16 protein-coding genes and 1 pseudogene are annotated in these 12191 nt (G+C 30.8%); 1 reads left to right on the top strand and 16 read right to left on the bottom strand.

Features of this window, described 5'->3' with window-relative positions:
• The first annotated feature begins 64 nt into the window (after positions 1 to 64).
• Positions 65 to 391: a hypothetical protein gene (locus B6S12_RS07645; protein WP_111230207.1), complete on the top strand. Its 327-nt coding sequence runs from the start codon at positions 65 to 67 to the stop codon at positions 389 to 391.
• Between the two features lie 137 nt (positions 392 to 528).
• Here B6S12_RS07645 and B6S12_RS11690 read toward each other — a convergent pair whose 3' ends face one another.
• From B6S12_RS11690 to B6S12_RS07580, 16 genes and pseudogenes are all read right to left on the bottom strand, one after another.
• Positions 529 to 654 (bottom strand): hypothetical protein, encoded by a 126-nt coding sequence (locus B6S12_RS11690; protein ID WP_281267888.1) that lies wholly within the window; start codon positions 652 to 654, stop codon positions 529 to 531.
• A 170-nt stretch (positions 655 to 824) separates the two neighbouring features.
• A complete protein-coding gene (locus tag B6S12_RS07640) occupies positions 825 to 2003 on the bottom strand; it encodes a DnaB-like helicase C-terminal domain-containing protein (protein WP_181451004.1) in 1179 nt (392 codons plus the stop codon).
• The gene (locus B6S12_RS07635; protein WP_111230205.1) at positions 2003 to 2335 is read right to left on the bottom strand and encodes a hypothetical protein; all 333 of its coding nucleotides are present in this window, start codon (positions 2333 to 2335) and stop codon (positions 2003 to 2005) included. The genes B6S12_RS07640 and B6S12_RS07635 overlap by 1 nt, the downstream gene beginning before the upstream one ends.
• The gene (locus B6S12_RS11485) at positions 2322 to 2537 is read right to left on the bottom strand and encodes a hypothetical protein (protein ID WP_245892609.1); all 216 of its coding nucleotides are present in this window, start codon (positions 2535 to 2537) and stop codon (positions 2322 to 2324) included. Before B6S12_RS11485 ends, B6S12_RS07635 begins: the two co-directional genes overlap by 14 nt.
• 19 nt (positions 2538 to 2556) lie before the next feature.
• Positions 2557 to 2700 (bottom strand): annotated as a pseudogene (locus tag B6S12_RS11810) (ribbon-helix-helix domain-containing protein); the annotation flags it as partial.
• On the bottom strand, positions 2700 to 3716 hold the full coding sequence (locus B6S12_RS07625; RefSeq protein ID WP_111230203.1) for a helix-turn-helix domain-containing protein: 1017 nt from the start codon (positions 3714 to 3716) through the stop codon (positions 2700 to 2702). The pseudogene B6S12_RS11810 and the gene B6S12_RS07625, both read right to left, overlap by 1 nt.
• 8 nt (positions 3717 to 3724) lie before the next feature.
• A complete protein-coding gene (locus B6S12_RS07620; protein WP_111230202.1) occupies positions 3725 to 4861 on the bottom strand; it encodes a site-specific integrase in 1137 nt (378 codons plus the stop codon).
• A complete protein-coding gene (locus tag B6S12_RS11120; RefSeq protein ID WP_181451003.1) occupies positions 4848 to 5024 on the bottom strand; it encodes a hypothetical protein in 177 nt (58 codons plus the stop codon). Before B6S12_RS11120 ends, B6S12_RS07620 begins: the two co-directional genes overlap by 14 nt.
• Positions 5024 to 5476: a pentapeptide repeat-containing protein gene (locus B6S12_RS07615; RefSeq protein WP_111230201.1), complete on the bottom strand. Its 453-nt coding sequence runs from the start codon at positions 5474 to 5476 to the stop codon at positions 5024 to 5026. The genes B6S12_RS11120 and B6S12_RS07615 overlap by 1 nt, the downstream gene beginning before the upstream one ends.
• Positions 5473 to 5823 (bottom strand): hypothetical protein, encoded by a 351-nt coding sequence (locus B6S12_RS07610; RefSeq protein WP_111230200.1) that lies wholly within the window; start codon positions 5821 to 5823, stop codon positions 5473 to 5475. Before B6S12_RS07610 ends, B6S12_RS07615 begins: the two co-directional genes overlap by 4 nt.
• On the bottom strand, positions 5811 to 5990 hold the full coding sequence (locus tag B6S12_RS07605) for a hypothetical protein (protein WP_111230199.1): 180 nt from the start codon (positions 5988 to 5990) through the stop codon (positions 5811 to 5813). Before B6S12_RS07605 ends, B6S12_RS07610 begins: the two co-directional genes overlap by 13 nt.
• Before the next feature lie 9 nt (positions 5991 to 5999).
• The gene (locus B6S12_RS07600; protein ID WP_111230198.1) at positions 6000 to 6686 is read right to left on the bottom strand and encodes a DNA-methyltransferase; all 687 of its coding nucleotides are present in this window, start codon (positions 6684 to 6686) and stop codon (positions 6000 to 6002) included.
• Between the two features lie 3 nt (positions 6687 to 6689).
• Complete coding sequence (locus tag B6S12_RS07595) at positions 6690 to 7163, bottom strand: YopX family protein (protein WP_111230197.1); 474 nt, start codon at positions 7161 to 7163, stop codon at positions 6690 to 6692.
• A complete protein-coding gene (locus B6S12_RS07590; protein ID WP_111230196.1) occupies positions 7160 to 7510 on the bottom strand; it encodes a hypothetical protein in 351 nt (116 codons plus the stop codon). Before B6S12_RS07590 ends, B6S12_RS07595 begins: the two co-directional genes overlap by 4 nt.
• Entirely contained in the window at positions 7507 to 8316 is an 810-nt protein-coding gene (locus tag B6S12_RS07585; RefSeq protein WP_111230195.1) for a DNA cytosine methyltransferase, read from the bottom strand. Before B6S12_RS07585 ends, B6S12_RS07590 begins: the two co-directional genes overlap by 4 nt.
• Positions 8317 to 8524: 208 nt before the next feature.
• The coding region (locus tag B6S12_RS07580) for a filamentous hemagglutinin N-terminal domain-containing protein (RefSeq protein WP_111230194.1) at positions 8525 to 12191 on the bottom strand (3667 nt) is incomplete at its 5' end.

The raw sequence follows: 12191 nt of genomic DNA, 5'->3' as shown, positions 1-12191 counted from the left end.
TTTAAATCCTTTAATCCTATTTTTAAGCCTTTTTAGTGCTATAATGCAAGTAAAAAGGTAAGTTATGATTGAAACTATAAACTTTTTAAAAGACTTGGGTGTGTCTTTGTATGTTATTTGCATGTTTATTGGCTTTGTAAGTGGCTTTTTTGTGCGTGATAAATATTTTGCAGATTCTAGAGAAATAAAAATCACTTGTTTGCCTAAAGAATATGTAGCTTTTAATGTGCTAATCACTAAAAAAGGCGATAAAACAAAAGATGTTTTATGCACTAATTTAGAAAATGGAAAATGCATTCTAAATACTAAGCCTTGCAAGTTCTATCCTTTATCTTTTTTTGGAAAAATAAGAGCTAAGATAACTCCAACAAAAAACCAAACAACCATATAAAAAAATATTTCCATTGTAAATCCTTTTAATTTGACTTCGCGAGAAGGCAAAGCCTCCTCTTGCGAGGAAGGACACAAGTGTCCTTTCCAAACCCCTAAAGGCTCCGCGCCACTACGCTACGCTTGCGGGGAGCTTCGCTATTTAACTTCGCTGGGGTTGTAAATTCCTCTTTGTGATGAAGGACGGCAGGCTGTCCTTTCAAATCCCCATACAAGCGAAGCGTTATCCACAAACGAAGTGCAGTGCAAAAGGCTCCGCGCCACTTCGTGAGAGCTTCGCTCTTGTTTTGCAAGAGTGCTAAATGCAAAAATTCTAGCAGTTGTGCCTACGCTGTGAAAGCTTTTGAAAGATTTTAGGGGAGAGGCTAGAGCCTATACTCTGCGAACCCCTTAAAATCTTTCAAATCTTTTGCATTGCTTACCCAAATGCGAATTTATATACTTGGCATATCTATAAATTTAGTTTCTTTAGTCTCTTCAAAATAAATCTCCACAGGCTCACTACTTGGCTCATTAGAACTAAAAGTGAGAGTGTTTTTATCAAAATACACCTTTTCTTTAAAATGCTTTCCAGTTTGCTTATTTTTCTTCACTAAAATTATCCTAGAAAGCTCATCAAACTCGCTTACTTTTGCCTCTTCTTTACTAGCATTTACACGCTCAATCCTAAGAGTAATGCTCGCTTCATGCCCACCTTTTTTACTCCCCATAGGATTGTCTTTATCACCTTTTGCGGTTTGGATTATTAAAATCACAAAGATTCCTAGAGTGTGGCAAAGTCTAGCAAGTGTGCTAAATTTTAGTGTTTCTTCTTCTTCCATACTTCTAGTTTGGGGCGTTGTGATTCTCATTTGACTATCAATTAAGAAAAATTTCACTCCATTTTTATACATTTGCTTAATGTTTCTTGCAATTTCAAAAATATCATAACCCTCATTGATTACGCTAATGTTATTAAAAAACAATGCGGGATTTTTTTCCTTTCTTCTAATGTATTGCTCTATGGTAAATTCAAAACAAAAAAATCCAACCTTTGTGCTTTTTGCTAAATTCTCTAAAATTTGCAAACCTAGCATGGTTTTTCCAGCTTCAGGATCTCCGCTTAAAAGCATGAGTTGCCCTAGCTCAAATCCACCATTAAAACAAGAGTCTAAAAAATCTATTTTTGTGGCATATTGTGGGCTTTTTGGTTTGTCTTTATAAAACTCAATCCACTCATTTAAATTTTTGATTTCTTTAGTGTCTAAATCTAGTTCTTTTTGTAAAAGTGATAAATCTAATAAAGTATTAGAATCACTTGCACTCTTTAAGCGTTCTCCTAGTGCTTTTTGTTCTCTTAATTTAGAACTAAAAATAAAATTTTGTGCGAAATTTAAATAGTTTGGATTTCCTTCTGTGCTTAAAAAATTTAAAAAATACTCACTTTCTTGAAAATGATTATCTAAAGAGCTACAAAGCGTTTGAATGCTTAGGGCTTCTTTTTCTTTAAGTTCTATCATTTTTTTTAAAACAAATTGCCCTTTTTGGCTAAAGCAATTTTGGCTAACTATTCTTAAAAATTCAAAAAAATCCTCTTGATAATCTACTAATGATTTTAAAATCATTCCCTCCATTATGCTTCCTTTACCCATTTGGGAAGATTTTTAAATTCTTCCTTTTTTAAAGCTAGAGTGATTAATTCTAGCTCGTCTAATCTTGTGCCTTGAAAATTTTTTATTTTTGCTTTTTGTGCTAAATGGAGGCAATGGAGATTGATTTGTTCTTTTAGAATTTTTACAAATTCTAATAAAGAGATACTAAATTTTACATCATTTAAAGATAAACAAATATTTAAATAATGCTCTTGCTTAATCGTGCTAAGTAACTCTAAAAGTAAGTCTGTAATCTCTTTGTTATCTAATTTGATTTTTGATATTACAAATGCTTCAAACTCATTTTTGTCCATTTAGTTCCTCCAAAAACATTTTATTAACAAAAAGATTTTCTTTACTCAAACACTCCAAAAAAGCTTCCAATGCATTATGCAAATAAGCATTCTTGGAGATATGTTTTTGTTTGGAATGTCTTTCTATGTTTTTTTGGGTTTGTTTTCTTAAAATAAATTTTTTTCGCTTTTTTGTAAGCTCTTTTTGATTTTTCCCAAGCATTTTTATTCTCCTTTTCAAAATAATAAATAAGCGCCCGCTCAACAATAACACTTCTGCTCTGCCCTTCTATCTCTGCAACCTTATCCAATGCTTTTAAAAGAGAAAGACTTAAATAAAAGCTATTGCTGTGAATTTTAGCCCTATTTGTTTTTGTGTAATGCATTATGCAAACCTTAATAAATCGCCTACTTTTTGTATCATTTTGCGTTCTCCATTGATACTTAAAGGCACGATATAGCCATTTTTAAAATTTGGCAAAAAAATGGGGTTTAAGTCTTTTAAATGTGCTTGGATAAAGTTATGTTCTTGCAAGGCTTTATCTTCTAAATCATTATGCAAAATGTCTCTTTTTTGGGTTTTAGCGTTCTTTTGTTGTATCTGTGCTAAATGGCAAGAAGTTGGATATTTTTGCTTTAATGGAATGCTCGGAAATAATCCGCTCCAGCCTCTTTCTATGCTATTAGCAATTATCTTGCAAATATCCTCACCATTTGCCTTATACGCCTTTAGCTTATTGATGATTGCTTTTTTTGTGCTAAGCGTTAGCTTTTTGTCCTTTTCTTTGCGATAAGCAAAAAATGCCTCACAAGATTCTAATTCTGTTTTGGAAAGAAAATCTAAGTTTAAATCTATCTCTTTTTTAGGCTTTTTAAAGACGAGGGATAAATCAATAACTTTTTTGCTTTGCCTTAAAATAGATTCTCTTTTTTTATAATTAATTCTTTCTTTATATGTTGGTAAAATCTCCGTCATCGGTGAATTTGTCAAACGATGAGAATTGCTATTTTTAGGCTCTTGTAAGCTTTCATTCACTTTGTAGGAAAATTCCAAATTTTCTATAATTTCTTTTTCTTTAATCTCTTGTTCTTTTGTAAAAATTTCATCTTCTTGTATTTCTCCTAAAAATCTATAATGCACTTCATCACTAAATTTGCCTTTCTTTTTTTCTTGGTATCTTTCTAGTATCTTATTATCTATTAATTCTTTAATGGCTTTTCTTATACTTTGCTCTCCAATACTTAGAGTTTTGGCTAAATAACTAATATTTACTTTCCAATTACTAGGCAAAGAGAGCAATAAAATCCCCACCATCTTAGCACTAATACTTAAAACTTCATCTTTAATAAAATCGTTGCTAATTTTTGTATATTCTTTGCTAATTTTTGCTTTATGAATCATATTATCTCCTAAAATTCATTATCATTTTTTTTTAGTGCGATTAATTCGCTTTTGATTTCTTTTAGTGCCAAGTTTTCTTCTTTCTCTTCTTTGGCTTCTTCTAAAAAAGCCGCTCTCTTTTTAGTTTTGCTTTGTATAAACTTTGCATATACTGCATATGTAATAGAAAGATTTGAATGTCCTAACATCTGACTTATCCACATAGGCTCTTCTTGATGTTGTAGCATCAAAGACGCAAAGGTATGGCGCGTTGCATAAATATCTGCTTGTTGCATTCCTAAATTTTTAATTAACTTTTTAAATTCTCTCCTATAAGAACAAGTTAAAGAATAATAAGAGCCCTTAAAAATTCTACCCTTTCCTATTAACAAATGCTTTATTTTTAAAAGTGGCGATAAAATGTCAATTTCTCTATTGCTTGTTTTGGTTTTTGGGGTTTGCTCTCCAACTTTACTTAAGGTTTTTGAAATTTTTAATATTTTTTCTTCCAGGTTAAAATCTTCATAATTTAAAGCTAAAATTTCTCCAAACCTAGCTCCTGTGAAAAATGCAATATTCAAATACAAATAAAGCTTTGGACTATAAAAATCTTTTTTGCTCTCTTCTATAATCATCCTAACTTCTTCAAGACTAAAAACTCTTCTCTCTCTAACTTCTTTTAAATTTCTAATCCTTTTTGCAAAATATGGATTTTTAAACCCTATATTATCTTCTTGCGCAAGAACAAAAACAGAGTTTAAAAGAGTGCAAAAATTTGATACAGATCCTCTTGAATAATTTTTTTCTATAATTTTTTTATAAAAACATTCCACATCTTCCTTGCTATATTGCATAATAGGTTTGTTTTTAATTAAAATTGTTATTGTGTTAAGATTGGTTTTGTATTGCTCATAAGTTCTATTTTTAATAAAAGGTTTTTGATTTTCTAAAAACTTATTTGCATAAAACCTAAAATCATTTTTGCCAGTTTGTTTGTTAGGCTTTAAATGATTTTGCAAAATTCTTTCAAGATTATTTTTAACATATTCTTCATTTTCTGCATTAAAATCAAGTTTAGTTGAAAATCTTAAACGCTCTCCATTTAATGTTGTTTGAATATGAATCTTGCCGCCTCTATTAATATAGTGTTTTTTAGTTTTTAACATTTATTCCTCCTTGATATAAAGGGTAAGCACTAAAGCCTCCACGAAATCCTAAAAAGCCATCTACAATATAGCTTTTCAAGCCCCTTTTTAGCCAAATATTTCCATTATAAACAAAATACCACTTTGGGTTGTAATCACATTTTTTTCCAACAATCATAAACATTACTCTACTCCTATTGTTAAAGAGATTGCCTCTCTTATTAATCTTTCATATTTGTAAAATTCTTTAGTTTCATTTTTATACAATTTACACAAAGCCTCACTCTTTAAGAGCTTTTGAATTTGCGTCTTAAAGCAACCTATAAAAATTTCTTTTCTATTCCAAACAAAAGGATAAACATCAAGCTGCATAGAAAAGATCTCTCTTGCATTCCCCACACAAAAGGAAAAATTTGCATCTTTTAAGTTTGCCCCCTCTAAATTTGCCTCATAGAGATTGCAAGAAGTTAAGTTTGCTCCCTCTAAATTTGCATTTCTTAGGTTACAATAGCTTAAATCAGAATATGAAAAATTAGCGCCTTTTAGACAAGAACCTTCAAAATTTGCCCCTTGCAAAAATTTGTGAGAAAAATCCGCATTTACAAGATAATCAAAAGATAAATTTTTATTTTTCATCTTTTATCCTTATTTGTTTGACTTTGTAGAAAAGATTCGCTTTTTTGTGCGATGAGTTGATTTGCTATTACCTTTAATTCTTTTAAAAGAGGTTCATCGTATAAAGTGATTTCAAATCCCATTCTATAAGTGCAAAAACTCTCTTTAACATTTTCTATAGTTTTTAATAAATGCAAATAAGATGCACTCTCTTTAATCTCTGCTCCCTCTTGTGCTAGATAATAAAGTCTAGCCAAATCCAAGCTTAGCAAAAAGCTTAAAGTGCTATGCTCCTCACATTGACTTTGAAAACTATTTGCAAACTTTTCTATATTTTTACAATACTTTTTAAACTCTAATTCTTGCATTGCCCATCCTTTAAATCTAGGCTAAGGGTTATTTGTTTTATACAACCACAATACTCGCACTCTAAAGTATAATCTTCCACCATTTCTCTATCTTGAAAATCAAAATAAACTTCTATTTCTTCTTCTTGATATTTTTGGCATTCATCGCATTTAAAATTTATCAACATTTTTAACTCCTAAAATAAACTTTTTTGTAAATTTTTCACTCTATTTAATGAGATGTTGTAATACTCTTCTTTAAGCTCACAACCTATAAACTTTCTGCCTAACTCTATTGCAGCTTTTGCACTGCTTCCACTTCCTAAAAAGCAATCTAACACTACATCGTTTTTCTTGGTTGAATTTTCTATAAGAGTTTTTAGAATACTTAGAGGCTTTTCTGCTACATGGCTTGTTTCTTTAATAGGGATATTGATAGAAAAAAGCTTAGAGCTTGAAGAATAGCTATTGTGTAATAAATTTCTATCATTACAAACAAATACAATGTATTCTAAATCACTCAAATATTTTTTATTAAAGCTTGGAATTGGGTTTTTCTTATGATAGATTAAAACATCAAACTTATCTTCTTTAAAATACTCTAAAAGCTTGGCTAGTAGCTTTGCATTGCAAAAAAAGTAAGCATTTAGAGGATTATTTACCCTTCTTATTTCATCTAAAATTTTAAAGTTAAATCCCTCTCTTAAATGAGATTTTAAAGAATTAGAATAAAGCTTGTTATAATTTCTTCTCTTGCCACAAATGCCACCCATGCCACCATCACACATAATATAAGGAGGATCAGTAAGCACCAAATCCACACTTTTATCTTCTAGGGTTTTTAAAAATTCTAAGGCTTCTTGATGTTTTATAATGCAATCCATAATTTACCCCAAAAGCTCCGCATTTTCGTGTATGTTGCCGATTACTTCATAATCATCTTTATTTTTAAAATAAAAACTTTCTATTTCAAAAAGTAGCCCATTATCAATATAAAGCCCAAATTTTGCTTTTATATTAGAATAATGCACAAAACAATTGCTTTCTCCTTTTAATTTAACGATATCACCTTCATAAATTTTCTTTCCAAATCTATCTTTTAAGCCAGTCCAAAGCTCTATTTCACAAACACTTTCATCTATACAATAATTTTCAACCATCTCATAATCATCATAACCCCATTCGTGAGATGTTACTCCTGATTCTATTGTATAAACATTTTTAGCATCACCTATTAACCCCACTGCATAACCAATGTCATCGTGTACAATAGAGTATTTATTACTATTTTTTGTTTCTTTTTTGATATACTCTTCCTTGCTTCCATCCCAAATCCTAAAATCAAAATCTTTTAGCTTCATTTTGTCTCCTTTGTATCATTCTTTAATGCTTCATCTAATTTTTGTTCTAAAAGTAGAAGTGCTTTAGAACCTATATCGCTATTTTTAAAAGTTTGAATGCCAACTTGCCCCACATATGCACCTAGCATAAGCATCCTTGTTTTGTTAGAAGGTATTAGAGTAAAAACCGCCAATGACAAAAAATATATAAATACAAATTTTTTAAAATGCTTTTTAAATTCTTCAAATAATTCCAAATTATTAGCCCACGATACGATTACAATAAGAGGAATAATTGCTAAAAGAAGAAGCAATAAAAATCTAATCGTTCCCAAAATATCCATAAGATAAACAAGCAAAATTATCATCTCACACCCCCACACACAAGATTTGCACCTTTAATCTCTTCTAAGGTTTGCAAACTTAGTGCATAAAGCTTGGCAATTTTAGGGATTATGGAGTTGCCTAAGGCTCTAACTTGGTAAAGGAGGGAGGATAGCCCATCATCTCTTCGTATATCTTTACAATGTAGGGTATAATCTCCCTTTTTTGTTCTTCTGCGATACTCGCTACATATGGAAATAATCTCTTTTGATGGGAGATGTGGCTTTTCATTTGCGTAGAAATAGAAAAATGCTCTATGCAAAATGCGTCCGAATAAAGAGGAGTTGGGAGAAGCCTTAAAACACAAGACATAAGCTCTTTTTCGTTTATGCGGGTATCCAAAAGAGGAAGCACATAGGGTTTGCCACCAACAATCATAGCCGATTGCTTGAAGCGTTTTTGTAAATTCTTCTCTATAATCATCTCTCCAAATAAGTTCGGGGACATTCTCAAACAATATGTATTTTGGGCTAACTTCAGTAACAATTCTAATTGCCTCATAAAATAATCCGCTCCTTTCTCCTTCCAAACCTGCTTTTTTGCCTGCTCTGCTTAAATCTTGGCAAGGGAAACCCGCACACACGACATCAATTTGCCCTAAATCTTGAAGCTCTTTTGCTCCCACACACAAAACATCGCCAAAAATCTTGGAATTTGGGAAATTCTTTTTTAAAAGTTTTTGGCAATATTCCTCTTTTTCTACAAACGCTAAAGTTTGATTTTCTTTGTTTGCAAGTTTAAAACCATAAGAAAAACCGCCAATGCCTGAAAACAAATCTAATATATTCATTTTAAGCCCCCACACACAAGGCGCTCAAAAATACAAAAATAAAATTTATTGTTTTTAAATACAATATTTCTCATTTTCTTCACTCCTTACTAAAAATCAAGCTCAAAATGTGAAAAAAATGTTTTTTGAAGAAAAAAGAAGCTTTTTGACACAAATTAATGTTATGGCGTTGGGTTTTTACCCCCCTCCAATCCTATAAAAATTCCTACTAGCAAGTCATTTCTAACGATTGACACAAAATACAAGGATTGTTTGTCTTAAAGTTCTCACTCACCACACAAGTTCTTTGGTTTAACACTCCTTTTTCTTCATCTAATGTTTCTTTTTCTTCTTCTGCTGGTTTTATTAAGACTACTTGTTGTTTATCTAGCATAGAAGCATTGATGTCTTTTAGAGGAGAGGTTATGGTTTGATTTCCATTATCTTTCTTATTGGGTATAGGAGGGAGTATCATATGTGTATTAGAAAGATTAAAACTTATAGTGTTGTTATTAGCTAAAATAGGAGTTTTATGATTTAGTTTTATTTCTCCTAGTCCTATGCTGTTGATACCTTCTTGTATCTTAGTATAGGAGTTTTGTAACAAAGATTGTTTAGCAAGTAGAGTTTTATAGGCTTTTTCTAATGCTTTTTTAGCTGCCTCTATAGAAGCACCACTATTATTGATATAAGCATTATATTTATTCATATAATCATTGTAGGCATTATAATAATCCTTGATATTTTGAATATTGCTTAAATAATCTTCGCTCTTTAAAAAGTCATAAAGAACTGCTATATTCTTTTCTGTAAGTTTGTCTTTAAAAGCACTATTATTTACATCATAATCGCTAAAGAGTTCTTTTAATCCATCTTCTCCTATAAAGGCTAATAAGAATTCTAAAGATTGTTTGATAGACTCTGCATCTTCTTTTAATAAATCAAATTTTAAATTTCCTAAGATTTGATTTAAAATGTCTTTGCTAAAGTCATTATCACTTAAGATTACATCATTTAAGCCATCTTTATTTTTATCAATGAAGTTGGAATCTTCATTGTTTCCGTTATTGCTGTTATCTCCATTACCATTGCTTCCACTATTGCTACCATTACCCATATTAGATTCGTCTATGAAAGCATAATAACCTCCTTTTTCATTGTAATAGATTTGTGGATTGCCATTTTCTTCTTTAAAGAAATTTGTTACATCATTGTAGAAGTTATTAAAGCCATCTTGCTTATCTGTATAAGGGTGTAATGTAATTCCATTATTATAAAAAGGTTTTTCTTCATTACTAGTAGCATTAGCTATAGAGTTTGGATTATCTAGTGCTTCTTGACTTCCATTGTAATAGATGTGGATGTTGGAGAAATTATCAACTAAAACACCTTCATAGATGTTTCCAAAAAACTTACCTACATAGACTATTCCACTTGCTGAATTTGCTTTGATTATAGCATTAGGATTAAAGTAGATATAGATGTTTGAGAAAGTTCCTCTGCTAATATCCCCAACAAAGCCACCTGCATTACTATTAAATTCACCACTATTATTACCAATAATGCTTCCTATATTATTTAAGACAATATTTCTAAATTCTCCATCATTAATATCCCCAGCAAAGCCACCTGTATAGCTACCTTTATTACTAATACTACTAATACTCCCTATGTTATTAATAGTGATATTTGAGAAAGTTCCTCCATCAATCTTCCCAGCAAAGCCACCTGTATAGCTACCTCTATTACTAATACTACTAATACTCCCTATGTTATTTAAAGTAATGTTTGAAAAAGTATCGTCTTCATCAAGATTGCTATTGAGCCTCCCAGCAAAACCACCTGCAAAGCTACCTGCAACAACACCAGTATTACTATCATTACTATTACTAATAATACTTCCTATGTTATTTAATGTGATGTTTGAGAAAGTTACATTATGTTTTCCAAAACCTATAGCCCCCAAAAAGCCACCTACATTACTATTAAATTCACCACTATTATTACCAATAATGCTTCCTATATTATTTAAGACAATATTTCTAAATTCTCCATCATTAATTCTCCCAGCAAAGCCACCTGTATAGCTATTATAATCACTATAGGCAATAGTACCATCACTACTACTATTATGATTAATAATACTCTCTATATTGCTCACAGTGATATTTGAGAAAGTTCCAGCATCAATAACCCCAGCAAAGCCACCTACATAACTAGTACCATATTTACCATCTCTAATACCTCTAATGATCCCTATATCATTCAAAGTGATATTTGAGTAATTTCCATTGCCAATAGACCCAGCAAAGCCACCTACATAAGCACCACCAAGAGCATTACTAACATGATGACTGCTAATACTTCCTATATTATTTACAGCAATGTTTGAGTAATTTCCATTGACAATAGACCCAGCAAAGCCACCTGCAACACTACTACCTTCAAAATCATTTCTATTATCATTGCTACTAATGCTTCCTATATTATTAATAGTAATGTTTGAGTAATTTCCATTGCCAATAGCCCCAGCAAAGCCACCTATAGCACTACCCATATAATTATAGTTATTACTTTTAATACTACTCATACTTCCTATGTTATTAATAGTAATGTTTGAGAAAGTTCCAGCATTAATACCCCCAGCAAAGCCACCTACCATTGAAGCATCAAAGTGATCTTGAGAAAAAACTTTAATGCCTCCACCCATATAATCTACATTAATATTTTCAATTTCTCCACCATTAATAAAACCAAAAATTCCAACTTGTTTTCCATGATTCTCAGTAAATGTTATATCTATATTAATATTCTTTAGCGTATATCCTTGTCCATCAAAGTTTGCCGTAAAGATAACATTATTTTTATCGTAAATATTTGCTGGATTAAAATAATCCCCCACAATCATACTTGTATATTCATCAAAATCTTTTTCATTATCTCCATCTAAATCAATCCAATAATTAGCATAGTTTTGTCCTGTGCATACTCCATTCTTGCAATTAGCATTGAAATCCACATCATTAACTAATTGAAAGTTTTCAATTGTTTGAATGCTATTTTTATTATTATACCCCTTTGCAAAATGCCACCAATCTATATCAGAAGCTATGGATAAAGTATCTTGCTTTGTATAAGATTGAGTAAGTTTGTTTGTGCTATTATCTGTAATACTTCCTTTAAAATCATTATGTTTAGCTCCATAGTAATATCCAGTAGTGCTTAGATAAATATCTCCTCCCTTTTTTGCATTAACTTTTAAATTAGCTTTGTTATTTCCTATAGTAGAAATATCTACTTTAATAGTATTTCCCTCTATATTAATATTATTTGCATTAATTTTATTAACACCTATTTTTCCATCTTCTTGTAAATTTACTCCAGCTTGTAATAAAACTCTATTCCCCACCATTACTACTTCATTAGCTTGAATGCTTCCTTTGTTTATGATATCTCCTCTAGTGCTATTTGCTTTAAATACAGGAGACCAAGTAGCAGAATTTGTATTAGGATTACTAAAAGCATTAATCTCTTCAATACTCATAGGAGTAGTAGAAGCTACAAATCTATTAGCATTGATTACTCCTCCTTTTTCTACTATTACCCCACTAGGATTTACAATAAATACATTATTATTGTTTCCTTGTAATAATCCTGCAATTATAGAAGGATTTTTAGAATAATCTAAATTTAAATAATTATTTCCTCCATTCTTTCCTTTTTCAAAATGAACTTCATAGCCTTTACCTATATTAAATCCTCCACCCCAAGCAATCACATTATTTTTATGATTGCCACTAATACTCATACAATTAGAAGTAGTGCAACTTCCTTGTCCTTTGCCTATATTAATACTTCCACTACTTCCATTTGTAAATTTACCTCCACTTGGTAAA

The sequence above is a fragment of the Helicobacter valdiviensis genome (genome assembly GCF_003245365.1).
In the GTDB taxonomy this organism is placed as follows: domain Bacteria; phylum Campylobacterota; class Campylobacteria; order Campylobacterales; family Helicobacteraceae; genus Helicobacter_D; species Helicobacter_D valdiviensis.
The sequence above is the reverse complement of the archived record's forward strand: the minus strand, read 5'-3'. Positions and strand labels throughout refer to the sequence as shown.

Coding starts and splice junctions, on each gene's coding strand:
- B6S12_RS07645 (WP_111230207.1), top strand. CDS start 65: ATGATTGAAACTATAAACTTTTTAAAAGACTTGGGTGTGTCTTTGTAT.
- B6S12_RS07640 (WP_181451004.1), bottom strand. CDS start 2,003: ATGGAGGGAATGATTTTAAAATCATTAGTAGATTATCAAGAGGATTTT.
- B6S12_RS07635 (WP_111230205.1), bottom strand. CDS start 2,335: ATGGACAAAAATGAGTTTGAAGCATTTGTAATATCAAAAATCAAATTA.
- B6S12_RS11485 (WP_245892609.1), bottom strand. CDS start 2,537: ATGCTTGGGAAAAATCAAAAAGAGCTTACAAAAAAGCGAAAAAAATTT.
- B6S12_RS07625 (WP_111230203.1), bottom strand. CDS start 3,716: ATGATTCATAAAGCAAAAATTAGCAAAGAATATACAAAAATTAGCAAC.
- B6S12_RS07620 (WP_111230202.1), bottom strand. CDS start 4,861: ATGTTAAAAACTAAAAAACACTATATTAATAGAGGCGGCAAGATTCAT.
- B6S12_RS11120 (WP_181451003.1), bottom strand. CDS start 5,024: ATGTTTATGATTGTTGGAAAAAAATGTGATTACAACCCAAAGTGGTAT.
- B6S12_RS07615 (WP_111230201.1), bottom strand. CDS start 5,476: ATGAAAAATAAAAATTTATCTTTTGATTATCTTGTAAATGCGGATTTT.
- B6S12_RS07610 (WP_111230200.1), bottom strand. CDS start 5,823: ATGCAAGAATTAGAGTTTAAAAAGTATTGTAAAAATATAGAAAAGTTT.
- B6S12_RS07605 (WP_111230199.1), bottom strand. CDS start 5,990: ATGTTGATAAATTTTAAATGCGATGAATGCCAAAAATATCAAGAAGAA.
- B6S12_RS07600 (WP_111230198.1), bottom strand. CDS start 6,686: ATGGATTGCATTATAAAACATCAAGAAGCCTTAGAATTTTTAAAAACC.
- B6S12_RS07595 (WP_111230197.1), bottom strand. CDS start 7,163: ATGAAGCTAAAAGATTTTGATTTTAGGATTTGGGATGGAAGCAAGGAA.
- B6S12_RS07590 (WP_111230196.1), bottom strand. CDS start 7,510: ATGATAATTTTGCTTGTTTATCTTATGGATATTTTGGGAACGATTAGA.
- B6S12_RS07585 (WP_111230195.1), bottom strand. CDS start 8,316: ATGAATATATTAGATTTGTTTTCAGGCATTGGCGGTTTTTCTTATGGT.